This is a genomic window from Polaribacter sp. M10 (assembly GCF_054968445.1).
In genome coordinates, this window is sequence record NZ_JBSSBG010000004.1 from 46216 (window position 1) to 72629 (window position 26414).

Consider the following 26414-nt stretch of genomic DNA (forward strand, 5'->3'; position numbering starts at 1 on the left):
CTTTTTGATATATAGTTGGCAAAAATACAATTCTCTTTTTTGTAGAGAAAATTAGTGATTGATTATTTTATCATTTTAAAAATTGTAAATTTGTAATATGCATAAAGGTTTTATTTTTTTGTTGATATTCTTCTTAAGCTTAAAGGTTTCTGCACAGGAATTTGAGTTTAAAAAAGAGATTATTAACTACGGAAAAATAAAAAAAGGAGATAATGGAAAACGCATTTTTGAATTTACCAATATTGGTGATGCTCCTTTAATTATTAAGGATATTAAAACATCTTGCGATTGTGCCATTCCTAAAAAACCAGGAAAACCAATTATGCCTGGAGAAAAAATGACATTAACAGTAGAATATGATACTTCTAAATTGGGAGGTTTTTCTAAAGAAATTATTATTTTTTCTAACGCTAAAGAATCTATAAAACGAATTAAAATTAAAGGTTACATCAGTAAATAAAATATTATGAAAGCATTTTTTACAGTATTGATTATCGCAGTTCTAAGTTTATCTACTTCTGCTCAAGAATTTAAGTTTGAGAAAGAAATGATTAATTATGGTAAAATAAATAAAGGTTCTAATGGAGAAAGAACGTTTGTTTTTACAAATATTGGCGATAAACCCCTAATTATTAAAGATATAAAATCTTCTTGTGGTTGTACAGTACCTAAAAAACCAGAAGCACCAATTATGCCTGGTAAAAAAGGTGAAATTAAAGTTTCTTATGATACTAGAAGAGTAGGCGGATTTTCTAAATCGATTACCATTTTTTCTAATGCAAAAAACCCAAGAAAAGTTATTCGAATTAAAGGAAGTGTAAATAAAGAAATTTCTTTAGAAAAAGAGAAAAGTTTACTTTCTGATAGTTAGACTTTCTTTTCTAATCTAAATTCAAATTTTATTTTTTGACCATTTCTATCTACCAGAATTCTTATTTTTTTTTGATCTCTTTCTTGAAAGATTTGATTTATTTTACCCAATGTAAAACTATGTGCTGGTAAACCATTAATTTTTAAAACAACATCATTCTTTAATAAACCTGCTTTTGCAGCAGGAGATTCTGGAACCACGTGTTTTATTTTAAATAATGGCCTAAACCTGTAAGAAAAACTTGTAATAAATTTTACTGAATTATTTGTTCTAACTTTTTGATTATAACCATCTATATTACGTTCTCTATTTTCTTGCCTAACTAATTGTTTACCACTATAAACGATGTCTAATCCGCTCATATTATAGTTAAAATCTTTAGTAAAAGAACCATTTTTTTTGAGGGTTATTTTTTTATTAGGATAATCGAACCAAACCACAAACCTTTTTAAAATTCCAGCTCCAATACTACCATTTCTACCTTTAAATTTTCTTGCATTACTTGTTGATAGGGAGTCTAAAAAAGAAACTGTTGGGTTTTCTAATTCAAAAGATTTTAATTTTATTTTAGAAATTCTACTTCTTTTACCATAAATAGGTCCGCTTAAACCTTCACCTAAAATATCATTAAAAAAAAGTTTAGGCGTTTTAATTTTATCATTGGTATCTTCAAACAACCAAATGGCATCACTACCTCCAGAATCTATTAAAAGTTTAACATCTATAAGCTCTTTACTATCTGTATCTAATTGAAGTTGTACATTTATGTAAGGTTTTTTTCGATAAAATTGAAGCGGAAAAACTTCGCATTTTTTACACTTTTTATATTTGTATTTCTTCGGATTATAAAAATCTATTTTTTTTTGCTTGTAATTAATTTTTACAATAAAATTTTTCAGTAAATCATACCCTAAAATTCCGTGAATGGTAACTCCCATTTTACTCGATAAATCAAAATAATCTTTTAAAATTACGTATAATGTTTCATTATAATTCACCAAATTATGAATACTTACCTTATTATTTTTAGATAATAATGCATTTACAGATTCACCATTTCCAAGACCCAATAATTCAACTTTTTCTACATTATTTAAACCAATACTATCATTTTTAGTAATATTAAAAAGTATGGTTTTACTAACTCCAGAATCTAAAATAAAAGACAACTTTTTACCATTAATTTCTAAAGGAATTACAATTAAATTATTTATCAGTTTAAAAGATATTCGTTGTTTTGTTTGGTAATTATTTATGAAACGAAATTCTTCTTGCGCATTAATATCCGAAGGAAAGCAGAGAAAGAAAATAAATAAAATGAATACTGTTTTTTTCAAAAAAAATGAATTAGAATAATAATGAATATACAATTTTAAGATTAAATTCTAAAGAATATTTAATAATTATTTAATCATTTAAAGAATCTTAAATTAAAAGTGAGATATAAAATTTATTTCGCAACTTTGTATTTTAATTAAAGCTACACATATTATGCCATTAATATCAGAAAAAGGTTTACAAATGCCAGAATCGCCAATTCGTAAATTGGTACCTTATGCTGAAGATGCTAAAAAAAGAGGAGTAAAAGTATACCATTTAAATATTGGGCAACCAGATATTAAAACACCGCAAGTTGCCTTAGATGCTGTAAAAAATAATGATATTGAAACGTTATCTTATGCACGTTCTGAAGGTTCTGAAGTGTATAGAACTAAACTTGCAAATTACTATTCCAATCATAACATAAATGTAACTGAAAATAACATTGTAGTAACTACTGGTGGTTCTGAAGCCTTATTATTTACAATGGGAAGTATTACAGATCCTGGTGATGAAATAATAATTCCTGAGCCTTTTTATGCCAATTATAATGGTTTTTCTAAAGCTTCTGGAGTAACAGTTGTACCTGTAATTTCTAAAATTGAAAATAATTTTGCTTTGCCAAAAATTGAAGATTTTGAGAAATTAATCACCAAAAACACCAAGGCAATACTAATCTGTAACCCAGGGAATCCTACAGGTTATTTATACTCTAAAGAAGAAATTGAAAAACTAAAACAAATTGTTTTAAAACACGATTTATTTTTAATTGCAGACGAAGTTTATAGAGAGTTTGCTTATGATGGTTTGCAACATACATCCGTTTTATCTTTAGATGGCTTAGCGCAAAACGCAATTGTAATAGACTCTGTTTCGAAACGTTACAGCATGTGTGGTGCAAGAATTGGTTGTATTGTATCTAAAAACAAAGAATTTATAAAAACTGCCATTAAATTTGCGCAAGCAAGATTGAGTCCGCCAACGTATGCATTAATTGCAAGTGAAGCTGCTTTAGATACACCTCAGCAATATTTTGATGATGTAAAAGCAGAATATGTAGAAAGAAGAAATACTTTAGTTACAGAACTTAAAAAAATTGAAGGTGTAAAAGTTGCCAATCCTAAAGGTGCTTTTTATTGTGTTGCAGAATTGCCTGTTACTGATACTGATGATTTTGCACAATGGTTGTTAGAAAAATTTAATTTGAATAACGAAACTGTTATGGTTGCACCTGCAAGCGGATTTTATTCTACAGAAGGTGAAGGAAAAAATCAAATTAGAATGGCTTACGTTTTAAAGAATGAAGATTTAATTAGGTCTGTAAAAATTTTAGCAGAGGCTTTAAAACAATATAATTCATAAATATTTATGTTGAGTGTAGTTACAGTTTTTTAACTACACTCAATTTTATATGCTTTATTATTTATGAAAATTCAACAAGATATATCTTTAAAAAACTACAATACTTTTGGTATTGATGTAATTGCAAAACGCTTTGTTTCTGTTGATTCTGTTTATCAATTAAAACAATTATTGAAAACAGAACAAGACATTTTTTTAATTTCTGGAGGTTCTAATATGTTGCTGACCAAAAATATTGAAAAATTGGTTGTACATATAGATATTAAGGGGATTTCTATAGATAATGAAGATGAAAACAATGCTTATATTACTGTAAATGCTGGTGAAAATTGGCACGAATTTGTTTTGTGGTCTGTATCACAAAATTATGGTGGAATTGAGAATTTATCTTTAATTCCTGGTAATGTAGGTACTTGCCCAATTCAAAATATTGGTGCTTATGGTGTTGAAGTTAAAGATACAATTACCAAGGTTGAAGCCTTAGAAATAGCAACTCAGAAACTGATTACTTTTTCTAACCAAGATTGTAATTTTGGGTATAGAAACTCCATTTTTAAAAACGAAGTAAAAGGAAAATACATCATAACTGCAGTCAGTTTTAAATTAACTAAAAAGCAGCATAAATTAAACACTTCTTATGGTGCAATTGAAACTGAATTAGCATCAAAAAAAATAGAAAAACCTACTTTAAAAAATATTTCTGATGCTGTAATTGCCATTAGAAAATCGAAATTACCAGATCCAAAAGTAATTGGTAATAGTGGTAGTTTTTTTAAAAATCCAGTAATTTCTAAAACGCATTTTTTAGAACTTCAAAAAGAATATCCAACAATACCAAGTTATACCATTTCTGAGGATGAAATAAAAGTACCTGCTGGCTGGTTGATAGAAAGAGCTGGTTTTAAAGGCAATCGTTTTGGCAATTTTGGTGTGCATGAAAAACAAGCTTTGGTTTTGGTGAATTATGGTAATGCTTCTGGGAAAGATATTTATCAGCTTGCTGAAAAAATTCAACAAACAATTTTAGAGTTTTTTAAAATTGAATTAGAAATTGAAGTAAATATCATTTAAAAAAAGGCCTCCAACCGAAGTTAGAAACCTTTTCAATCAATCAACCAAATTTATTTTTTTATTAATTTTTTACTTTTAAAACTGTAGGTATATTTTAAACCTAAAATGTTATTTACATCTGGGTAATCTTCGTTTAAATCTCTTTCATATCTATAATAGATGCCCAATTCTCCGAAGTTTTTAATTTTATAATCTGTACCTAATGTTAGTCTGTATTTGCTAAAACCATTGTCTTCATCCGCTTGAAATCTATTAAATATTTCTGCAGAAAACTTTGGATCTAATTTCCAATCTTTAAAATTATATTCTAAAGAAGTTTTAAAACGCAGGTTTTGTTTTGCCTCATCACCTTCATCAACAGAAACCCCTAATTCATTTTTATTTTGATAACGGAATCTGTACCCTATTTTTAAATTATTTATTTCATGTTTGTACTTGGCATCAAACTGAAATCGAAAATGATTTTCATAACCTTGTACATTTCCTTGATTGTCGTTTTCTCTTATATAACGAATTGCAGCTCCTAGTTTAAAACCTTTAAAAACTTTGTATTCACCAGATAATTGCGTGAAAAATTCATCTACTGCAGAAAAATTTTCTTTTAATCTGAATTGCTCTTCTAAGCCAAAAGTCCATTTTTTATTTAACTTATATTCAATTCCTATCGAATTCCAAGAAGACCAATCTTTATCGCTTTCTTGTGCAAAATTTATCGCTGAAAACAAGATGATATTTGCAAAAAGTATTCTTTTAAAAATACTTTTACTTTTTTTATATGTATTCATTTTTTCTGGGGATTTAATTACTACTTTCTATTAAAATAAAAGATGGTTAACACAGCTGTATCTCTTAAAAAATCGACATTACCAATGGTTATATTATTAATTTCTAAACCTGTTCTATTTTCCAAATCTTCTTTTAATAAATGATAGTTTTCTGGTTTTATATTATCGATATTTTCGTAAATAATTTCTTTGGATACTTGATGTTTTAAATGCCATATTTTTTCGATAATAGCTATAGCCACAACAATAACAACATTGGCTAAAATTATTTCTGAATAACTCATTTTTTTATTGGCCAAAGAGTTCATTACAGAAACACCAATTACCACAAATAAGTAGGTCATTTCTTTAATATTTATGGCATCTGTTCTGTACCTTATAATACCAAATATTGCAAAAAGCCCAAGAGCCATACCAATATCAAGTTCAAACTTTTTTAAGGTAAAACACAAGAAAAACACGATAAAACTGATCATATAAAAAGTAAAAACGTAATCTTTTCTTCTTGTTGATGTATAATACAACCACCTAATAATTAGGGTTAAAAAAATTAAATTGATTGTAAAACGAAATGACATTTTAAAAAAATCGTCATCGAAAATTGGGATTTCTAAAAACTCCATATTAAGCTATTGTGTTATTTATTTTGATTAATTTTCTTTTAAATACGTTGTATTTTATATCATTATATAAACTAATCATACCAATACAATATTTGCTAATACTATAGGGATGATTGTGTATGGATTTTAACGCTTTTACAATTTGAGATTTTCTGTTAAAACGCTCTTGTTTTACTTCAATAACCACCAAATTATCGAAGCTTTTTTCAACTTTATTTATTCGATAATTTAAATTTAAGTCTAACGTAACACGTTCTTTACTTTTAATGTTTACTAAGGTTATTCTGTTAAAACCATTCCATAAACTTGGCTCTAAATCAAACTCTTGATGTGTTGTGTTAGCAATAAAATTTTTGGAATCTTGGGTTAGATTTATTTCGAAATCTTTAACAGGAATTCTTGTTTTGTTAGTTTCTCCTTTTCCGTTTTTTTGTTTAATTTCTAAAAAACATAAATCAGATTCTACGTACTTTCTTTGTCTAATTTTTATCCTGTTATTTTTTCCATTATGATGATCGTTGTAAAATTTATTTGTTTCAGTATCAAAATATAAAGAAGAATAACTCATTATTCTATCATTATTAATTTCGAGTACTTTATAATCATTTTTTAATTCTTTTAGTATTGCAACTAACTCCTTTTTGTTTACCAAAAATTTAGTATCTCTTCTTTTCATTAGAGCAACACTGTTCATTTCTGATAAAGAAATAGGCTTAAAACTTTTAATAATTTTCTCAACATCTCTTAACATAATACTTCTCTTTAAAGTTTAGTTATTGTTATTAAATTGTTACTTATTTTTAGATGCTACAACTTTAAAAAACTTGTTCTTAATTTGTTAAAAAAATCAAAAAAAATGTCTCACCACTTTGTGATGAGACATTGGGTATAGCAACAAACAATCCCCATTAATGTTGCCCTACGTTTTTAAATTTTGGTTTAGATAAACACTAATCTAGATATGAATTCACTACATTTTTTCTAGAAGTTACATGACTTTTTAATGTATTAATGGCAGAATAAAAACTTGAACTACTGTTTAAAAATGAATATCCAGCAACTTCAGATGTTGCATATTCTTCTATCAAAGTTTGATAATTTGTATACAAATCTTGTATTGATGTTTCATTAAATGGGCCATCTATAGTTTCTTGTACATAAGTGTCATATTTTGCTTTATATACATCATCTTGATATAAATAGCCAATTAGAGGCCAACTAGTAGAACTTAAATCAGAAAAATTTAAAGACAAAGCACCTCCTTGTTTACCATCTTGTAATGCTTCATTATTATCCCAAGGAATCCATGTTAATTTATTGGTTTCTGGGTTGTTATACAGATAGTAATTGTGTGTCATTCTACCATAAGTATCCCAATTCTGAATTACTGTATTTACGGCTAAATATTTTAAAAAGACGTCTGTATCAAAAACGGCTTCTAAATTTGTTCTCCAGGTTTCTGGGTCTGTTGTTCGTGTATTATCATGTAAAACAGTTAATAAATTACTTACATCTGTAAAATCTGCTTCATCTTCATTATTTTTCTTTACATACTCATCTTCATCGTAAGTTCCGCTAGCAAAAGTAGCTGCATCACCATCTGGTTTGTAAAGGTTTCCTTCTTCATCTGATGAAAATTGGGTTTCTATAACAGTATCATCTACTTCTTCTACCAAAGTGTATAAACCAAAATATTGAGGTCCATCACCATAATCTACATACAACGTATAAAAAGCAGTATGAGAAGCTGCTAAACCAGCATTTCTAAATACATCTGTTGCTACTTTTTCTCTTAACAAAGATTCGTCATCATAATTATTTTTAAGACTTAATTTTTTAAATCCATAAAAACGTTGATTTTTAATTTGTGGGTAATCATCTTCAAATTCATCGAAATCTAATTTAAATGATAGTTTTAAAATTCCACTAGACCATGATGAAGCCAAACTAGAATTCCCTTTAAAACGTAAACCTACTTTATACCATTCTGTACCTTCGTAAAATACTTGACCAGGTACAAAGATTGGGTCTTCATCATCATCAGAAAAAGAACCTCTTCCAGTACCAAATGTTCCATACAAAGAAGTCATATTGTCTAACATACTTTGCCAATTGCTTTCAGAAATTACAAAATCTAATCTTTTTACAGTATTGTCTTCAAATACTTCATCAAAATTTGGTTCTGCATCTTTGCTGTGCGTTTCAGTTGTCCAATCTACTGGATCAAAATCTGAGTCATCTAATACTACAACTACTTCTTCATTATCTTCATTAGAAGCAATGTCTGTAATTTCATCACTTGAACAAGAAAAAACTACAAACAATAGAAAAATGGGCATAAAAGCTTTTTTTAATTCTTTCATCTTTTCACTATTTTAGGTTTGATTAAAATTTAATATTATACCTCTTTAGATGTTAGTTCTTTTAAAAACTTGTGCCCATTTTGTTAAAAAAAACACAATAAAAAAACCTCACCAAATGAATGATGAAGTTTTACAAAAAACCAAACTTAAAAGTATTACTCTTCTTTTAAAGTTTTAATATCTGCTATTAATTGTTTTACTGAATTTTTATTTAACCCATTATAAATACCTCTAATGTGTTTATTTTTATCTACCAAAATAAAATTTTCTGTGTGTAAAAAATCGTCTAATCCTTTTGGCTCTCCTAAATCATTTTCTACAAAATAAGCTGTTCTGCCTAAATCGTAAATTTCTTTTTTATTGCCAGTTACCAAATGCCAATTGTTGCCTATATTTTTATCTATTGCATATTTTTTTAATTGTGGTACAGAATCTTTTGTTGGTGTAACTGAGTGTGATAGCATTAAAACAGCATCATCATTTTTAAATGTTTCTTGCACAAGATTCATGTTTTTTGTCATCATTGGACAAATACCAGGACAAGTTGTAAAGAAAAAATCTGTTACATAAATCTTATTTTCAAACGTTTTTTGGGTGATGATTTCACCATTTTGATTGATAAGTTTAAAATCTGGAATTTTATGAAATGCTTCTAATTCTTTTGAGTTTGATACAATCCATTTAGGTGTAAAAGAAGCTTCATTATAATATGGCAACTTGTTTACTCTGCTGGTAAAATCATCTTTTTTAGTTTTTTTACAACTAAAGGCACCTACTACAGCAAGAAGTAATATAAAATTAATTTGTTTGATTTTGTACAACTTTCTCATTTTTTAATTGATAACATAAATTAGCACGTTTCATACCAAAAATTCTTCCGTTTTTAACCTCATAGTTTACGTAAATGGTACCATTTTCTAACCAAGCTTTTTGTAAACCTTCTTCTTTTCCTTTTACTAAATTTCTTTGATTAGCCAGTTGTCCACTTGAATACCACACTTTTTGAACTCCATGACGTTCTCCATTAACATAATTTGATTCAGACATTAGTTGTCCATTTTGTAAATAATTTGTCTTTTTGCCATGAAGTTTGTTGTTTACATAAAAAGCTTTTCTTTTAATGCTACCATCACTAAAATACATTACATCTTCTCCTTCTCTCTTACCATTGCAATAACCTGTTTTTTCTAATAAAGTATCGTTCTTATAAATTTTAAAACCATAACCACTAAAAGGCTTATCATTATAAAACCATTGACCTTTTAATGGATTTAGTTTTAAATATTTTTTATCGATTAAAATATTTTTTATGTTATTTTTAGTGAATACATTTCTATTTTCAGCTTCTCGGTTTTTACAAGAAACTAGAACAAAAAATAATAATATGTAGTAATTAATTGATTGCATTTGGTGTTCCTTGATAAGACCCCGCAAAAATTACATATCTACCTGTTGTAGAATATAACTCATTAATAATATGGTAATGGTATTCTTCTCCATCAGGATTATGTACTGTTGGCCCCACATGCCCTCCTGAAGTATCTAAATCTAAGGGATACTCATTGCTTGGATAATCTCTCCTTCCGTAGATTAAAAAACCATCTGCCATAATTCCTATTAATTTATCGTCATCATCTGTAAATGCTAAAGGCTCTAAATGATAATGATATTGAGACGGGCCAATATGCGCTCCTGTATAATCTAAACTTCCTGCAGCACCGTCTAAAGGGCCATTACCTTCTTGGTCATTATAAATATAAGCACCGCTAACAGATATACCAATTGCACCTAAAGAAGTTGCTGTGCTTGAGCTGGCTTTTTTTGGAAAGGCAGATACTGTTAATGTACCAGATAAATCTCTGCCTGAAGTATCAATTCTAGTGGGTGTCATATTTTCTTGGCTTGTTACAGTTGGCGCTACGTATAAGGGGTGACTTTCACTCCAATATGGTGTAGTATGGTTTGGCAAACCTGTTGTTTCTATGGTGATTGTTGTTCCATTATCTGAAATATAAATATCTGTTTCATTTGTATCGAAAGCAGCAAAAGCTGGATGCAATTCTGTAACTACTTCATCAGTTACTTCTGGGTCTGTTTCTGAATCTAAATCTTCGTTAGAACTGCAAGCAATAAATGCGATAAAAAACAAAGCTAAAAGCGCTGAAATTTTAATTAATTTGGTTTTCATAATAAATAAATTTAATTAGTGTCTAAATTCTTTAGATGTTTTAATAGTAAAAAACTTGCGTTCTCTTATTTGTTTTCTGGTCTTTCTCTTCTTTTTGGTTTTGGAGCTTTTTCTAATTCTTCTTTAGTTAAAAAACCATCCTCGTCTGTATCGATCTTTTTAAAATCTTTTTTAATTGGTCCTTTTGCTTCTTTTTTTGAAATTTTTCCATCTTCATCTTTATCTAATTCTTTAATTAGTTGTTCTGCAGATGGTGGCCCTTTTCTTCTTCTTTCTTCGTTATTTTCTTGCGCTGTAATTGATGTAAATCCTAATAAAATTACTCCTACTGTTAAAATTGTTTTTTTCATTTTGTATGTTTTTAAATGTTATATCTATTAAGATGCAGAACTTTTTAAAAACTTGTGTTGTTAACTTAAGTTTAACATAATCAGTACAAAGAGCTAAAAAATCAGTAAAAAAAAATTCATCAACTTGTTTTGGTTGATGAATTATAGGACTATGAATTGGAATTCTTATTATCTTGGTGGTGGAGGCATTCTTTCTCTATTTGGAGGGTGGTTTTCGTTATTTCTAGGAGGTCTAGAATTGCCACCTCTTATGGCTTCTTTTATAATTGCATCGAACTTTTTTTGTTGTTCTGGCGAACAAATTTTTCTTACTTCTTTAAAAAAGGTAAAAACTTCTAGCTCTTTTTTTATTTCTAAATTACCAGCAACTCTTGCTAATGAGTCTACATTTATAGTTTCATCTGCAAAAGAATTGAATAAAATATCCTTTTGTTTGCGAATACTAAACTCTAAATTCATCATTCGATCTCTGTGAATATTATCTAACGTTTTAAATTTTTCTTGCTGACTTTCAGAAAACTGCAATTGTTCTATTAAAAAACTTCTTTCAGCATTTTCTTTTCTATTTAAATGCGGTTTTTTTATCAACATAAAAATTAAAACCCCATTTAATAAAATAAGTACAACTAATAAAATTGGAAGTAATTTTGATTTCATTTGTTTTAATTTAATATCAAACTTGATTCAGATTGCAATGCATATTCTTGTGCAAAACTCTCTAAAGTTACATTATTACTTTTTTCTTGTGATGTATATACATAAAATAATGCACTAACATTCATTAATAAAACAAAGCCTAAAACTGCGGCTTGCAATTGAGGTGTAAACCAACCTAAAACTTTTGGCTTTACTTCTTTTTCATTTTCTATCTGCTGTAAAACTTTGTGTTTAAAAAAGTGATTTACTTTTACTTCTTCTATATGATCTAATACTTTAAAAGTATCATCTATTTTATTTTCTATTTCTTTTTTAGATTTCATCTTTCTTTTCTGATAAACTATTTTACAATGGTTTAGATGTTATAAATTATAAAAACTTGTGCTCTTTAAAAAATATTTTTAAAATACTTAATATCTAAACTTTAAACATCTATATTTTTATAAAAATCATTTAATTTTTCTTTTAAAGATTTCTTTGCTCTAAACATAATCGATTCTACTGATGACAAACTTTTACCCGTAATTTCTACAATTTCTTGATAACTTTTACCATCTATTTTTGCCAAGGTAAAAACTACTTTTTGCGATTCTGGCAACGTGTTAATGGCTTTAAAAATAATTTTTGATTTTTCTTTATTTTCTAATAAAATACCTGGATGATTAAACTCTGTAAAATAACTTGTTTTATCTATTGGTATTTCGTTTCCTAAAATAGATTTCATAAAAGCGAATCTTTTTTTGGTGTTTTTTTTTCGGATAAACTCTAAACATTTATTGGTAGCAATTCTATAAATCCAAGTAGAGAGTTTAGAATCGCCTTTAAATTTATGAATCGATTTAAATACTTCTAAAAAAACTTCTTGAGCCACATCTTCTGCATCTTCTTTATTAGGCACAAAAGAAATACAAGTGCTAAAAACTTTCTGCTGGTATTGGTCTAAAAGTAGACTAAATGCAGATTGTTTTCCTTGTTTTAGTTGCTCTATAAAATCTTGTTCTTTCAAATTTAATTACAAAAAAAGTAAACATACAAAAAAAGACTGCTCTATAGAACAGTCTTTTTAAATATCTTTTATTTTGATTTATTTTGTCATGGTAACAACCCTTTGTGGTAAAGTAGCCTCGAAACCTGCATTGCCTAAAGCTTCTACAATTTTTTGTCTGGTATCCCAAAAAACATCCCAATAATTATTACAATCTACATAAGGTAAAGCTAAAAGTTCTACACTGTTTTCGCCTAAATTGTTCACTGCTACTCTAGGTGCTATTTTTGCGTCTTTTAACACGTTGCATCTTTTAAAAGAATATCCATTACAATGCTCTTTGCTTTAGAAATATCTGTTCCATAACGAATTGCAAATGGCATATCTATTCTTAAATTTCCGATTTTAGTTAAGTTGGTAATTTTATTTGCGGTTATTGCTGAGTTCGGAATTATTTCTGTTTCGTTCTGAAAAGTTTCTATAACAGTTACAAAAACCGATATTTCTTTTACAAAACCAAAAGCACCATTGGTTTTTATTAAATCGCCCACTTTAAATGGTCTAAAAATTAAAAGCATAACTCCAGAAGCAATATGCCCTAAAGAACCATTAAATGCGGCACCAATTGCCAAACCTACACCCGCTAACAAAGCAGCAAAAGACGCCATTGGTAAACCTACAATACCTGCAATAGAAATAATTAGGAGTAATTAGGAGTAATTAGGAGTAATTTTAAGATAAAACCTAAAGTAGTTAATAAAAAAGGTTGTAGAGTTTCTTCTATTGTTCTTTTTTCAAAGATTTTAGAAATTCCGTTCATTATCATTCTAATAACCCAAAGTCCGATAATTAATAGGTGCAATTGCACCTATTAATTGTAAACCCCAATTACCCAAACCTGCTGAGATTGTATTGTAAAAGTTTTTAAGTGATTCTTTAAATGTTTCCATTTTTGTTTTGATTTTTAATTAGTTACACTTTTTTCGACACTAGAAAGTTTAAAAAATCACGAACACAAAATATTTACAACAGAATTTTTAGCATAAAACTTAGAATATGTATCTTTGCACTACAATTATTATTTATGAAATTATTATTGCTTACTTTAGGATTATTGGCACTTGGTGTTGCAGGAATTGCTATTAAAATTTGGGCAAAAAAAGATGGTGAATTTGCAGGTACTTGTGCTAGCCAAAACCCAATGTTAAATGAAAGTGGAGAAGCTTGTGGATTTTGTGGTAAAACACCAGATCAATTCGATTCTTGTTCAGAGCCTCAGCATAATTAATATTTAAATTACCTATCAATGATTTTATCTGTAGTTTTCTACATTTTTGTAGCATTTACAGTTATACAAATCATTTACTACATTGCTTTTTCAAATTTTCTTTTTACTAAAAAAAGAACTAAAAGCGTTGCTGACCAAGTTCCTGTTTCTGTACTTATTTTTGCAAAAAATAGTGCGAAAGCATTACAAGAAAACTTACCATTTGTCCTTGCTCAAAAATATCCAACATTTGAAATAGTGCTTATCAATAATGCTTCTACAGATAATACTGAAGAAGTTCTAGAAGCGTTTAAACTAGAAAACGAGGCTATTAAAATTTTAGATATTGAAAATAACGAAGCTTTTTGGGCCAATAAAAAATACGCATTAACATTAGGAATTAAAGCGGCTAAATACGAACATTTATTGTTTACAAATGCCAAATCTAAACCTTTGTCCGATTATTGGCTTGCAGCAATGAGCAAACAATTTACCACTAAAAAAAGCATTGTTCTAGGCTACAACAAGTACAAAAGCAAAGGTTCTTTGTTTAACTTCTTTGTTCGTTTCGAAAACTTATTAAGTGCTATTCAGTGTTTTTCTTTTGCAAAATTAGGCTCACCTTATAAGGCTTTTGGTAATAATTTGGCCTACAAAAAAAGTGAGTTTTTTAAAGTAAAAGGGTTTATAAATCATATTAAAATAAAAAATGATCATGGCGATTTATTTATAAAAGATGCAGCCACTAAAAAGAATACTACTATTGCAATAACCAAAGACAGTTTTATAGAATCTGAGGTTCGCTTTTCTTTTGGGCAATGGTTTCATCAACTAAGAATTAAAAACAGCATTAAAAAACATTACAAATTTAAAAACAGGTTTTTATTAAACTTTTTTAATTTTTCTAAGCTCATCTTTTATGTTTTAGCTATTACCTTATTTTTCTTGTATCCTTGGCAAATTATGCTACCCATTGTGCTTACCTACTTTCTTTTTCTGTATTTGGTAATGGGTTTTTCTGCCAAAAAATTAAAAGAACCTTATCTTATTTTTTTACTACCTTTTTTAGAAATCGGTTTATTATTGATTCAAATTAGTATATTTAGTGCTAATTTGATTTCAAAACCAAATCATTGGAAATAAACGATACTAATAAAATTGAAATAAATATTATAAAAGCAAAAAAAGGCAATCAGGCTGCATTTCGTTTTTTGCTAAATACTTTTTGGGGCGATGTTTACAATTATCAACTTAAAAGGACAAAAAGCGAAAATGATGCAGAAGATATTACCATACAAACTTTTTCTAAAGCTTTTGATAAAATAAATACTTTTGATGAGCAATACGCTTTTAAAACTTGGCTAATTACCATCTCTAAAAACGTTCATATTGATTTACTTCGAAAAAAAAAATCTTCTATTTCTACAGAAACCACTTTAGAACAAGAAGAAAAAGCGTATTTAGTTATTGATGAAAATCCTACTCCAGAAGATAAAATAATTAGAGAACAAAATTTAGCAAAACTGTTAAGAGATATTAAACAATTAAAACCTAAATACCAAGAAGTAATACAGTTACGTTATTTTCAAGAATTGAGTTATAAAGAAATTTCTTCTCAAATTAACGAGCCAATGAACAACGTAAAAGTAAAATTATTACGAGCAAAAAAATTATTGGCAGAAATTATTGAAAAGAAATAAAATGAAAAAATCATTCTTACAATCTTTAGGACCAGGTTTATTATTTGCAGGGGCTGCCATTGGTGTATCTCATTTGGTACAATCTACAAAAGCGGGTGCAGAATTTGGTTTTGGTTTGCTTTGGGCTTTGTTGTTAATTCATATTATAAAATATCCATTTTTTCAATTTGGACCACGTTATGCAGCAGCAACTGGCGAAACTTTATTAGATGGTTATCGAAAATTAGGTAAAGGTGTTTTGGCAATTTATTATGTATTAAATTTTGCTACTATGTTTACCATACAAGCAGCAGTATCTATTGTTACAGCAGGTTTGGCTTCTAAAATTTTTGGTGTAACAGACAACCTAGTTATTTGGTCTGCAATTTTAATGGCAATTAGCGTGATTATTTTGCTAATTGGTAAGTATAAATTGCTAGATAATTTAATGAAATACATAATCATTACACTTACTATAAGTACTGTTGCAGCTGTTGCTGTGGCTTTATTTAGTTCTGAAGAGGCTTTTGATGTAATTCAGATTTTACCATCCGGTTCTGTAGAAGTTACCTTTTTAATTGCTTTTTTAGGATGGATGCCAACTTCTTTAGATATTTCTATCTGGCACTCCATTTGGTCTGTAGAAAAAAGTAAAAACACCTTAACAAAAATAAAACCAAAAGATGCCATTTTCGATTTTAATGTAGGTTATCTTGGTACATTAATTTTAGGTGTTTGCTTTGTGCTATTAGGTACTTTGGTTATGTACAATTCTGGTGAAACTTTTTCTGATAAAGGCGTCATATTTGCATCGCAATTAATTAATTTATACACAAAAAATCTTGGTGAATTCTCTTATGTTTTTATTGCTCTTGCAGCTTTTACAACCATGTTTAGTACTACCTTAACTACTTTAGATGCATCACCTAGAGCCATGAATAGAAGCTCTAAATTATTGTTTGATAAAAGTTTTAAATTTGGATATTGGTTTTGGATTTTCTTCTTGTTTATAGGCACCATTATTATTTTAAAATTCTTTTTGGCAAACATGGGTAGTTTAATAAAAATTGCTACAATTTTATCGTTTTTAACAGCTCCTTTTTATGCGATAATGAACTACATGCTAATAACAGGAAAACACACGCCCAAAGAACATCAACCAAAAATATTTATTAGAATTTTAAGTATTGCTGGTATTGTTTTTTTAATAGGTTTTAGTATTTGGTTTTTAAGTAGTATTTCATTTTTCTAAGCTTTTATGAATAGTAAAATCTTATTTTTATTGTTGATGATGATTTTTAATCTAAAATCATATACTCAAAAAGATAATTGGTCTAATTATGATTTAGATGAAATAGTTAGTTTAGAAATGCCTTTTACAGTTTATGAAACAGATACAATTATTGAACAACATAAAAATTATCAAATCTTCTCAAGTGAAGATTCCTCTATATTTATAGCTCAAATATTTTATTTAGACAAACAATATTCTAATACAGATTTGCCAACTTTACCTTATAATTATGAAAGTTTAAAAAGTTTTTACTTAGATATCATTTGGGCTACAGAAGAAGTTTCTAAACATAAATTGCATGATTTTAATATATTTAAACTAAAAAATCTCACTGGCTATACGTTTAATTTTAAGGATAAAAATGATATTTCTGTACACGAAACTTCATTAATTTATGTAAATAAAAAATTATACATGTTTACTTACATCAACGAATTGGGTTTAAATGAAATAGATAATAATACCTTTTTTAATAATATAAATTTTAATGATAAAGTTGAATTAAAACAGTATCCAACAAAATCTTATTTTATCAACAAAAAAATAATCTTAGCTTTATTTTTAATCCTTTTTATTTCTTTTATTTTAAGCATCCTATCTAAAAGAAAAAATCAACAGAATTAATTCTTAAACTTGTATTACCTTCTTAATCTTTTCTTCGTAAATTTGTACTTTAAATTAGATTGATAATGGCGATAGAATCTGTAGTACTTCCTGAAAGACCAAAAAAACCAAAATGGTTACGTGTAAAATTACCTGTAGGTAAAAAATATACTGAGTTAAGAGGTTTAGTTGATAAGTATAAATTAAATACAATTTGTACAAGTGGTAGCTGCCCAAATATGGGTGAATGTTGGGGAGAAGGTACAGCTACTTTTATGATTTTAGGAAATATCTGTACTCGTTCTTGTGGATTTTGTGGAGTAAAAACAGGAAGACCAGAAACTGTTGAATGGGATGAACCTGAAAAAGTGGCACGTTCTATTAAAATTATGAGCATTAAACACGCTGTAATTACTTCTGTAGATAGAGACGATTTAAAAGATGGTGGTTCTATTATTTGGGCAGAAACTGTAGAAGCAATTCGTAGAGCAAATCCGAATACAACTTTAGAGACTTTAATTCCTGATTTTCAAGGAAACAACAAACAAATAGATCGAATTATTGAGGTGCATCCAGAAGTGGTTTCTCATAACATGGAAACTGTTAGAAGATTAACTCGTGAAGTTAGAATACAAGCAAAATACGATAGAAGTTTAGGTGTTTTAAAATACTTAAAAGAAAACGGAATGCGTACCAAAACTGGTTTAATGCTAGGTTTAGGTGAAAAAGAGGACGAAGTTATACAAACCATGAAAGATTTAAGAGCTGTAAATTGTGATATTATTACAATTGGTCAGTACTTACAGCCTACAAAAAAACATTTACCTGTTAAAGAATTTATAACTCCAGAACAATTTAAAAAATACGAAACCATTGGTTTAGAAATGGGCTTTATGTATGTAGAAAGTGGAGCTTTGGTAAGATCATCTTACAAAGCACACAAACATGCTATTTAACTTCGAACGTAGTTTTTATTGAAATTGGTTTTCCTTGTTTGGTAAAACCTTCTAAATTAATTTCATAAAAACCCGTATTATCTGAAGTGTAAAAGTTAAATTGATTCGTTTTTTGAGTTAGATTACAATTTTGTTTCCAAAATAACTGAGTTCTAAAATCTGGAATTCTTTCTTGTTTATCATCATCATAATTTTGAACAAAGTACTTTTTAGGTACTAAAGGCTTAAATAAATCTACATTTTTTTGATAATCTTTACTTACTAAATTTGTGTAATCACCTTTAAAAGTTTCAAGAATAATTACTCCATTATAAAGTTTTGTTCCGTAAACATAGTTGTCTTTTAATACAATTATTTTTTCTACTTGCTTGGTTTTTAAATCAATAATATCATTATGATTTAAAATCTGTAAACCATCAATTAGCAATAATGGTTTGTTATCTCTATAGAAAAAATCTACACCCAACACTTTTATAGCATATTGTCCTCCTTTTTTAGAATAATATAAATGTTCTGTAATTTCTGTTAAGGTTTCTTTTAATGTCGGAAATCTGTTATAATCGTCTAAATAATAGGTATATACATTTGTACCAAAGAACGTCTCTTTATTGCTATATTTTTTTACAGAATCTTGTTTTTTAACATTGTACGCATTTTCTATTTGATTGTAAATACTTCTTTGTTCTATAAAATTCTTTACTTCTTCTGATAAGCTAAAATCTTTAAATTGTAGGTTTTTAAAGTTTACAGTAGCTTCATTATTTACTAGTATTTGATAATTTTCTCGGTTTTCATCATCAATTTCTATGGTGGCTTTAGAGGAATTGTACGTTTTATCAATAATAAAATAAAACTTACCTGTATTGTCTGTTTTAGACACTTTAAAAATATATTCACTTCCCGGAATCGCAATTGAAACGTTTACAGAAGGAATTGCTTTTTGAGAATTTTTATCAATTACTTTACCAGAAATTAACTCTCCTCTAAATTCTGGTATTTCAATTAATTTAGTAGTATTTTTTAATGATGTATTATTTTGATACAAAGACAAATACGTATTACTTTTCTGTTTTTCAGGAACATAAAATTGATCTACTTTACGCACAGAAATTGAATAATTACCAGCAATTTCGTTTGCATTATCTGCATTTACATTTAAAGTAACTTTTTCTCTATTTTTAAATACAGCTTTATTTAAAGCGAGTTTTATAGCATTTGTATTGTTCTTAATTTTAGTTTTAGGTTGATGAATTTCTTTTTCTTTATTCAAAAATTTAGAATTGTCTGCAAACGGATTTAAAATAGCAAGATCTCCTTGAAAAAAGTTATCTTCTCCACCATTTATCATCCATTTTGTATACGCCACTATTTTATAATTACCAGAATTTATGGAAGCTGGAATAAAAAAGTCTCCTTGACCTAAGCCTGAGTTTAATAAAATTTTATGCTTAAAATGAACCTTATAATTCTCATCAACCAAAGCAACATAAGCCACTTTACTTAGGTTTGTAAGTTGATTGGTTTTTGCATTTAAACAATAAACTTTATACAATAATTGTTCTCCAGAAAGTAAAAAACTTGTGTTGTAATGCACAAAAATATTTTCTTGAGGTATATTCTTAAATAACTCAGAATTTTGCTGATTATTTTGAGAATAGCTCTCAGAAAAAAAGCAAACAAAGAATACTAAAAGTGCTAATTTTTTCATTTTATAAATTTAATCTACCCAAAAATCTGGTTTAATATTAGATCCTGACATGGTACAATCTCCACAAACACGTGTAACTACATCATAAGGACCACCATCTTCTCCTATTGGTTTTTCGTATACTAATGTTACTCTATCTAATCTTACCAAGGTTCTTAATTCATTTGCTGGAGGATCGAAAACTGTGCATATCCAAGGATAACCGGATTCTAAAACTTCTGATCTATCAAAAAATATTCTTTTTTCTGAAACAGAAGATACTTCGAAAAAACCTAAAACTTTTTCGTTTTCATTATTTACTGCATAAATATTACTCGATAAAAACCCTGGTTGAATTTGCGATAACACACTTTGTGAACTCGAAAATTCTTCTAAAACTCTTAAGTAATTGTAAGATTCGCTAGATTGTACATATTGTTTTACAGCGATACTATATCTGGTATTTAGCCGAATATCATCACTAGGAATAAAAGTTAATAAGAATTTAGAAACTCTATCTTCTTGTAAAAGATTGGTATCTGTTAGCATTCTACCTTTAGAAGCTATGGTTTGGTAACAGATTTGTTCTTCTTGTGCTCTTGGAACTACAGAAAAACTGCCAGATGAATTTAAAATTAAATCATCTGGTGTCCAAAAAGGGGCTACAATTTTATAGGTTTCTTCAAATTCGTAGCCATAATATTTAGTGCTATTTGTGGCATCAAAACTATCTACGTACAAACCTATTCCTTCTTCTCCATCATCATTAACCGCCAATTCTGCATATACATTATCTATAGCAGTTACATTGGTTAACTGTGTGTTTTGCGATTTATATGCTTTACCATCTTGCGTTTCTATATTCAAAGTATAATCTATATTAGGCTCTGCTTTAAACATTACATTAGAAGTATAAACTCCATAACCAGTCTCTGTAAAATTATAAGTATTGTTATTGGTTGCTTCTATTTTAATAACAGCTCCAGACTCGTAAGTTGGTTCATAATCTTCGAATGTGTATGTTCTAGATAATGTAATTTGATGGTATTTTAATTCGTTTGTAAGTGTAGCTTCTATAACTAATGCGTCTTCAAACTCTTCGGTTGCCGCATCAAATTCTTCTATGCAACTGTTTGTAATTGCTAAAAGAATACCAATGGAAATGAAATAAACTATTTTCTTCATAATTAATACTAGTTTAGAAACTTATGTTATAGGTTATTGTTGGTATTGGAAATGCAAATATTGAGCTTTTGTAAGCTTTAATTTCGCCAGCATCTGTTACAAAAAACACAGAATATGGATTGTTTCTTCCTAATACGTTGTAAACAGAAATATTCCAGAAACCATGACCTGGTTTTTTAATTTTATGATTTCCTTCTACATTAAAACCAATATCTAACCTAAAATAATCTGGAATTCTGAATTTATTTCGATCGCTATATAAAACTCTTTCTTCTCCATTTAATAAAAAACTTCCTATTGGATAGGTGACAGGTCTACCTGTTTGATAAGCAAAATTTGCTGAGAAACTATACCTTTTTGTTATTTTATAATTGGCAATAACATTCAAGTCATGAGGTTTATCGAAGTTTGCAGGAAAGTAATTTCCATAATTGACTCTTTCTTCTCTGAACTGACTATCTAACTGAATAAAAGAACGAGAATAGCTATACCCTAACCAACCATTTAATCGTCCTTTATTTTTCTTTAGTAAAAATTCTACCCCATAAGCTTTACCTTTACCTTGTAAAATATCAGACTCTATATTTTGATTCAATAATAAATTAGCTCCTACTTTATAATCGAGAATATTTTTACTGGTTTTGTAATAACTTTCTAAACTCAACTCATATTCATTTCCATTTAGATTTTTAAAAAGTCCGAAAGAAATTTGATTTGCTTGTTGTGGTTTTATATTTAAATTTGATAACCTCCAAGTATCTGTAGGCGAAGCTGTTGTGTTGTTCGATAAAGTATGAATGTATTGATAAGTGCTATTAAAACCAGCTTTTAAAGAAAAACTTTTAGTTAACGAATATCTTAAAGATGATCTTATTTCTGGTCCTCCATAAGTTTTAATAACTTCATTATCACCAAAATTTTTAACCTCTATAATTGTGTTTTCATTTTTAGGTAAACTAGTATCGTATACATTTTGTGTTGATGGTCCTAAAGCTGTAAATAAAGAGAATCTTAGCCCCAGATTTGCTTGCAGTTTTTTATTAATTTTATAACTATCTGCAAAAAATAAAGCAGATTCTAAACCTCTTTCTTTTGGTGTATTAAAAACCTCTACAATAGATTGTGTGCCTTTTGGTTTTATATTTCCAGGTGAAACATTAAAAAGTTTATTCGATATTCCGTATTCGAATTTATGTTTTTCGTTGGCTAAATATTTCATTTTTAATTTTAGCTCGGTTTCAGTAATTCTATAATCTAACTCAAAATCATTTATAGAATTTTCATCGAACTGTAAATTAAATTTATATTCGCTATTGGCTATAATTAAATCACCACTACTTTTTTCATTAAACTTACGATTCCATTTTAGAGAGAACAATCTGTTAGAATAAGTTTGTAAAGAATCTGAAGTAATGCTAAAAGCATCGTTACTATAATATCCAGACACTTCTAACTTGTCTTTATCGCTTATTTTATGTGTATATTTTAAATTTGTATCGTAAAAAGATGCACTACTATTGCTTAGGTTTTCGTCTTCTATTAATCTTAAAACCCAATTAGAATACGTGGCTCTACCACCAACAATTAAACTTGCTTTTTCTTTTACAATTGGTATTTGTAAGGCTAAATTGCTTGTTATTGGTCCAATTGCAGCTTCTCCTTTAAATTCGTTAAAATCTGAATCTTTGGTTTTAATATTAAATACTGATGATAATCTTCCTCCAAATTCTGGTGGAATAGAACCCTTATAAATATCTACATCACCAGAAGTAAAAGGATTGATACCTGAAAAAATACCGAAAAAATGAGATGGATTATACAATACAGCGTCATCTAAAAGTATTAAGTTTTGATCTTCTTTACCTCCTCTTACACTAAATCCTGCAGAACCTTCTCCTGCTTTTTTTATTCCTGGTAAAGCTGTAGCAACTTTTAAAATATCTCTTTCTCCTAAAATTAATGGAATATTTTTTATATCCTGAATTTTTATGGTGGTAACTCCAGTAATGGCTTCGTTAATATTTTTATCTCTACCTGCTTCAATAATTAATTCATCTAACAACACAGAGCTTTCTTTTAATAAAAAGTTATATTTTCCATTGTTATAAATTACTATCGTTTTTTTGAGTGATGAAAACCCTAAAGAGGTAGCTTCTATAACATTTGCACCTACAGGCAACTGAATTGAATAAAAACCTTTATCGTCTGTAACCGCAGAAATTGAACTGTTTTGTACCAATAACACTAAATTAGGAATGACTTCTCCTGTAGTAACATTTTTTGCATAACCACTAAGTGTATATCTTTTTTCTGTGGCGTTTTTAGATTCTTTACCTATTCTTACCACTTGCGTATTTAAAGATTCGCTTGCAGCAACTTCGCTGTAAAAAATTGGTGCACTTTTTTGGGTATTATTTAATTGCGTATCAACTTCTTTTTCTTTCCAAACTAAATTAGGAAATCGATTGTGAATAACACTATTAAGAGATAATATTACCTTTTGATCTGAATGAATATAATAATTGATGAGTGTATTGTTAAAAAGATCGTTTAGAATTTCTGAGAGTGCTGCATTTACATAATTACCAGAAACTAAATTGTTCTCTTTTAACCAATCATCAACATAATAAAAGCGATACGCAGTTTTTTCTTCTATCTTTTTTAAAACTTCTTTACAAGTTAAATCTGAATAAGATAAAGTAATTTGTTGATTTTGTTGGGCATTAAGTATGTAAACGCAGAAAAATAAAATTAAGAATATATTTTTTTTCATCTTATTTAATTGCAGTTTTTTCTATTGATAATTGGAGGTCGTTGAGCAGGTTTTTATAAAATTCAGTTTCATTTACTTTAAAAAGCTTTCGGTTTCTTCTATAAAAAATTGAAATGTATTTTTTTTGATTTGGAAAAATTCTAATTAAATCTTTTTTAGAATTTATAGGATAATAAGTTTTGTCTTTTAACAAGGCATAATAACTTCTTTCAGAAAATTGTGTATAAGCTAAATTATTATCTATTAGCTCCGATGTTTCTTTGTAATTCTTTTTTAATAAAGTAGCTGTTTTTGATTTAGACAAAATTTGATAAAATCCATCAAAATCTTCATTAACAATTAAAGGTTTTGTTTTGCTGTTAACAAATGAATGTTTTTCTGTAGAACTGTCTATTTTATCGATATTCAATTCAAAAAAGTCAATTTTTTCTTTTATCAATCTTAAAAACAAAAAGTTATCTTGGTAAGGCAGTTTGGCAATTAGCTGATCTTCAAAAACATCATACTTTAAATAGATGTTATAATACGTTTGATTATCGTAAATAAGATTACCCAACTTATACCTATTATCAAGATAAAAACGATGATTATTAGGCTTTGTTTTAAATTGCTCAACAAATATGGTTCCGTTGTAAATTCCAGAATTTCCATGACCAACAACAGCATCAAACCAAACAAAATGGTCTTTAGATTCTAAATCTATTTGAGCACAGACTTTACTTGTAAATAATTGAAATACAAGTATATACGATATAAAAATCAGATCCTTTTTAAACATTTTTTAAATGTAAACGAATTAATTTTTAAAATAATAGCGTTTCTAAACTTTAACAAGCATTTTTTTAAAACTTTAACAAAAACCGACAATTCTTTTAACAATTATTAACTCTTTAAAACATCTTTGGCACAATGCTTGCCATATTAAAAGTGAGAACAAAGTAGTTAATTGTTTTCATTGTGTAAATTATTTGAATTAGTTGATTAAAAAAGCCATCTCTTAATGAGATGGCTTTTATTTTATTTCTAATAAAACTACGAATTACAATTTTTCTGATTGTATTTTTTGAGCAATTTCTGCAACTTCATCTAAAACTCTGAGTAAATTACCATTCCAAAGTTGTGCTATTTCACTTTCTGAATAGCCTCTTTTTACCAATTCTACAGTTACATTTAAAGTTTCTGAAGCGTCATTCCAGCCTTCAACTCCTCCTCCACCATCAAAATCTGAACTGATACCTACATGATCTATTCCTATTTTTTTTACGAGATAATCTATATGATCTACAAAGTCTGCTACATCAACAGGTGGATATTTTTCTACATCAACTTCTAATTTTGCTTTTTTAGACAATTCTCTATACGTTGCTATATAAACTTGTCTTTCTTTAGGTTCCATTTTTCTAACCTCTGCCCAAGATTTTACTTCAAAATTCAATTCTTTTCCTAAGCTAGTAATTACTTCTTTAATTGCAGCTGCATAGGCATCATTTTTTTCTGTGTTTACATAACTTTTAAAGGCTACAGCTTGCACTACACCTCCATTTGTTTTTAGCCACTCTAATTGTTCATCATCTAAATTTCTACTGTGGTTGCATAAAGCTCTTGCTGATGAATGCGAAGCAATAATTGGTGCTTTTGATAATTCAATCATATCTTTCATCGATTTTTTAGAAGGATGAGAAACATCAATCATAATACCCCACTTATTCATTTCTTTGATAACTTCTTTTCCAAAATCGCTAACTCCATTATGCAACCAAACATCATCTGTTTCACCTGTATTAGAATCACAAAGTTGACTGTGCCCATTATGAGATAGACTCATGTATCTTGCTCCTAAATCGTAAAATTCTTTTACTCTTTTTATATCTGTACCTAAAGGATATGCATTTTCTACACCTATCATGGCAACTTTTTTACCAGATGCATAAATCTCTTTTGCCTCTTTAGAGTTTACAGCCAATGCAATTCTGTCTGGTGCAATTTCTTTAGTTAGTTTATGAATGGCATTAAACTTGCTCATTGCATTTTTGTATGCTTTTGCATAACCTTCTTGGTTTAATTCTCCTTGACCAGTATACACAATAAAAAATGCAACATCTAAACCTCCTTTTTCCATATTTGGGAGATTTACTTGATTTTTAAGTTTTTGAGTATAATTAATAGAATCTGTAAAATTTGAGACATTAATATCTACATGCGTGTCTAAAGTCATAACACGTTTGTGAATGTCTTTGGCTTTTTTTAATAAATTTGGTTCGTTTTTTTCTTGTTTACAGGATAAAACAAGCATAAGAATTGGTAGAAATTTTAAAAGTTTCATGTTTTTTGCTTATAAATATACAAACTTCTAAGCAATTGCATTTGGCGTAAACTAAAGAAATCGCTTAGAATA

General features: G+C 28.1%; 30 protein-coding genes. 10 read left to right on the top strand and 20 right to left on the bottom strand.

The features are described 5' to 3' along the window. Positions 1-97: 97 nt before the first annotated feature. Positions 98-460, top strand: coding sequence for a DUF1573 domain-containing protein (locus ACWYN7_RS06085; protein WP_462858965.1), 363 nt, complete (start codon positions 98-100; stop codon positions 458-460). A 6-nt stretch (positions 461-466) separates the two neighbouring features. Continuing rightward, complete coding sequence (locus ACWYN7_RS06090) at positions 467-871, top strand: DUF1573 domain-containing protein (protein ID WP_462858966.1); 405 nt, start codon at positions 467-469, stop codon at positions 869-871. Here the strand turns inward: ACWYN7_RS06090 and ACWYN7_RS06095 are convergent. Then, entirely contained in the window at positions 868-2208 is a 1341-nt protein-coding gene (locus ACWYN7_RS06095; RefSeq protein ID WP_462858967.1) for a retropepsin-like aspartic protease, read from the bottom strand. The two genes, ACWYN7_RS06090 and ACWYN7_RS06095, sit on opposite strands and share 4 nt — an antisense overlap. 154 nt (positions 2209-2362) lie before the next feature. Between ACWYN7_RS06095 and ACWYN7_RS06100 the strand changes: the two genes are divergently transcribed. Continuing rightward, positions 2363-3553 carry a pyridoxal phosphate-dependent aminotransferase gene (locus ACWYN7_RS06100; protein WP_462858968.1) on the top strand — a complete coding sequence of 397 codons (1191 nt, stop codon included), beginning with the start codon at positions 2363-2365 and terminating at the stop codon, positions 3551-3553. A 63-nt stretch (positions 3554-3616) separates the two neighbouring features. Then, the gene (murB, locus tag ACWYN7_RS06105) at positions 3617-4624 is read left to right on the top strand and encodes a UDP-N-acetylmuramate dehydrogenase (protein ID WP_462858969.1); all 1008 of its coding nucleotides are present in this window, start codon (positions 3617-3619) and stop codon (positions 4622-4624) included. 50 nt (positions 4625-4674) lie between these two features. On the opposite strand, the gene ACWYN7_RS06110 is transcribed toward murB, so the two are convergent. From ACWYN7_RS06110 to ACWYN7_RS06175, 14 genes are all read right to left on the bottom strand, one after another. Beyond that, entirely contained in the window at positions 4675-5409 is a 735-nt protein-coding gene (locus ACWYN7_RS06110; protein ID WP_462858970.1) for a DUF2490 domain-containing protein, read from the bottom strand. 20 nt (positions 5410-5429) lie between these two features. Further along, positions 5430-6032: a DUF4956 domain-containing protein gene (locus ACWYN7_RS06115; RefSeq protein ID WP_462858971.1), complete on the bottom strand. Its 603-nt coding sequence runs from the start codon at positions 6030-6032 to the stop codon at positions 5430-5432. Between the two features lies 1 nt (position 6033). After that, positions 6034-6783: a polyphosphate polymerase domain-containing protein gene (locus ACWYN7_RS06120; protein WP_462858972.1), complete on the bottom strand. Its 750-nt coding sequence runs from the start codon at positions 6781-6783 to the stop codon at positions 6034-6036. 199 nt (positions 6784-6982) lie between these two features. Continuing rightward, positions 6983-8395 (bottom strand): CotH kinase family protein, encoded by a 1413-nt coding sequence (locus ACWYN7_RS06125; RefSeq protein WP_462858973.1) that lies wholly within the window; start codon positions 8393-8395, stop codon positions 6983-6985. 155 nt (positions 8396-8550) lie between these two features. After that, a complete protein-coding gene (locus tag ACWYN7_RS06130; protein WP_462858974.1) occupies positions 8551-9225 on the bottom strand; it encodes an SCO family protein in 675 nt (224 codons plus the stop codon). Then, on the bottom strand, positions 9194-9802 hold the full coding sequence (locus tag ACWYN7_RS06135) for a toxin-antitoxin system YwqK family antitoxin (RefSeq protein ID WP_462858976.1): 609 nt from the start codon (positions 9800-9802) through the stop codon (positions 9194-9196). Before ACWYN7_RS06135 ends, ACWYN7_RS06130 begins: the two co-directional genes overlap by 32 nt. Further along, on the bottom strand, positions 9789-10583 hold the full coding sequence (locus ACWYN7_RS06140; RefSeq protein ID WP_462858978.1) for a YHYH protein: 795 nt from the start codon (positions 10581-10583) through the stop codon (positions 9789-9791). The genes ACWYN7_RS06135 and ACWYN7_RS06140 overlap by 14 nt, the downstream gene beginning before the upstream one ends. A gap of 65 nt (positions 10584-10648) precedes the next feature. Continuing rightward, positions 10649-10933, bottom strand: a complete 285-nt coding sequence (locus ACWYN7_RS06145; protein ID WP_462858979.1) for an EF-hand domain-containing protein — start codon at positions 10931-10933, stop codon at positions 10649-10651. Between the two features lie 168 nt (positions 10934-11101). Further along, the gene (locus tag ACWYN7_RS06150; protein WP_462858980.1) at positions 11102-11590 is read right to left on the bottom strand and encodes a Spy/CpxP family protein refolding chaperone; all 489 of its coding nucleotides are present in this window, start codon (positions 11588-11590) and stop codon (positions 11102-11104) included. Between the two features lie 5 nt (positions 11591-11595). Further along, complete coding sequence (locus tag ACWYN7_RS06155; protein WP_462858981.1) at positions 11596-11913, bottom strand: hypothetical protein; 318 nt, start codon at positions 11911-11913, stop codon at positions 11596-11598. A 101-nt stretch (positions 11914-12014) separates the two neighbouring features. Beyond that, entirely contained in the window at positions 12015-12596 is a 582-nt protein-coding gene (locus ACWYN7_RS06160; RefSeq protein ID WP_462858982.1) for an RNA polymerase sigma factor, read from the bottom strand. A 78-nt stretch (positions 12597-12674) separates the two neighbouring features. Beyond that, complete coding sequence (locus tag ACWYN7_RS06165) at positions 12675-12878, bottom strand: hypothetical protein (protein ID WP_462858983.1); 204 nt, start codon at positions 12876-12878, stop codon at positions 12675-12677. After that, a complete protein-coding gene (locus ACWYN7_RS06170; RefSeq protein ID WP_462858984.1) occupies positions 12872-13243 on the bottom strand; it encodes a mechanosensitive ion channel family protein in 372 nt (123 codons plus the stop codon). The genes ACWYN7_RS06165 and ACWYN7_RS06170 overlap by 7 nt, the downstream gene beginning before the upstream one ends. Before the next feature lie 159 nt (positions 13244-13402). Next, a complete protein-coding gene (locus ACWYN7_RS06175; protein WP_462858985.1) occupies positions 13403-13525 on the bottom strand; it encodes a hypothetical protein in 123 nt (40 codons plus the stop codon). 134 nt (positions 13526-13659) lie between these two features. Between ACWYN7_RS06175 and ACWYN7_RS06180 the strand changes: the two genes are divergently transcribed. The 6 genes from ACWYN7_RS06180 to lipA all read left to right on the top strand — a co-directional run bounded on the left by ACWYN7_RS06180 (position 13660) and on the right by lipA (position 18374). Further along, positions 13660-13863, top strand: a complete 204-nt coding sequence (locus ACWYN7_RS06180) for a membrane or secreted protein (protein WP_462858986.1) — start codon at positions 13660-13662, stop codon at positions 13861-13863. A gap of 18 nt (positions 13864-13881) precedes the next feature. Further along, positions 13882-14985: a glycosyltransferase gene (locus ACWYN7_RS06185; protein WP_462858987.1), complete on the top strand. Its 1104-nt coding sequence runs from the start codon at positions 13882-13884 to the stop codon at positions 14983-14985. Continuing rightward, on the top strand, positions 14976-15542 hold the full coding sequence (locus ACWYN7_RS06190; RefSeq protein ID WP_462858988.1) for an RNA polymerase sigma factor: 567 nt from the start codon (positions 14976-14978) through the stop codon (positions 15540-15542). The genes ACWYN7_RS06185 and ACWYN7_RS06190 overlap by 10 nt, the downstream gene beginning before the upstream one ends. Position 15543: 1 nt before the next feature. After that, on the top strand, positions 15544-16773 hold the full coding sequence (locus tag ACWYN7_RS06195; RefSeq protein WP_462858989.1) for an NRAMP family divalent metal transporter: 1230 nt from the start codon (positions 15544-15546) through the stop codon (positions 16771-16773). Between the two features lie 6 nt (positions 16774-16779). Then, positions 16780-17439 carry a hypothetical protein gene (locus ACWYN7_RS06200; protein WP_462858990.1) on the top strand — a complete coding sequence of 220 codons (660 nt, stop codon included), beginning with the start codon at positions 16780-16782 and terminating at the stop codon, positions 17437-17439. 65 nt (positions 17440-17504) lie between these two features. Further along, on the top strand, positions 17505-18374 hold the full coding sequence (lipA, locus tag ACWYN7_RS06205; protein WP_462858991.1) for a lipoyl synthase: 870 nt from the start codon (positions 17505-17507) through the stop codon (positions 18372-18374). On the opposite strand, the gene ACWYN7_RS06210 is transcribed toward lipA, so the two are convergent. The 5 genes from ACWYN7_RS06210 to ACWYN7_RS06230 all read right to left on the bottom strand — a co-directional run bounded on the left by ACWYN7_RS06210 (position 18367) and on the right by ACWYN7_RS06230 (position 26342). Then, on the bottom strand, positions 18367-20082 hold the full coding sequence (locus ACWYN7_RS06210) for a hypothetical protein (RefSeq protein WP_462858992.1): 1716 nt from the start codon (positions 20080-20082) through the stop codon (positions 18367-18369). The two genes, lipA and ACWYN7_RS06210, sit on opposite strands and share 8 nt — an antisense overlap. A 9-nt stretch (positions 20083-20091) precedes the next feature. Further along, positions 20092-21246: a DUF4249 domain-containing protein gene (locus tag ACWYN7_RS06215; protein WP_462858993.1), complete on the bottom strand. Its 1155-nt coding sequence runs from the start codon at positions 21244-21246 to the stop codon at positions 20092-20094. A gap of 13 nt (positions 21247-21259) precedes the next feature. Next, positions 21260-24019, bottom strand: coding sequence for a TonB-dependent receptor (locus ACWYN7_RS06220; protein WP_462858994.1), 2760 nt, complete (start codon positions 24017-24019; stop codon positions 21260-21262). 1 nt (position 24020) lies between these two features. Further along, the gene (locus ACWYN7_RS06225; protein ID WP_462858995.1) at positions 24021-24797 is read right to left on the bottom strand and encodes a hypothetical protein; all 777 of its coding nucleotides are present in this window, start codon (positions 24795-24797) and stop codon (positions 24021-24023) included. 261 nt (positions 24798-25058) lie between these two features. Then, the gene (locus tag ACWYN7_RS06230; RefSeq protein ID WP_462858996.1) at positions 25059-26342 is read right to left on the bottom strand and encodes a dipeptidase; all 1284 of its coding nucleotides are present in this window, start codon (positions 26340-26342) and stop codon (positions 25059-25061) included. Between the last annotated feature and the right edge of the window lie 72 nt (positions 26343-26414).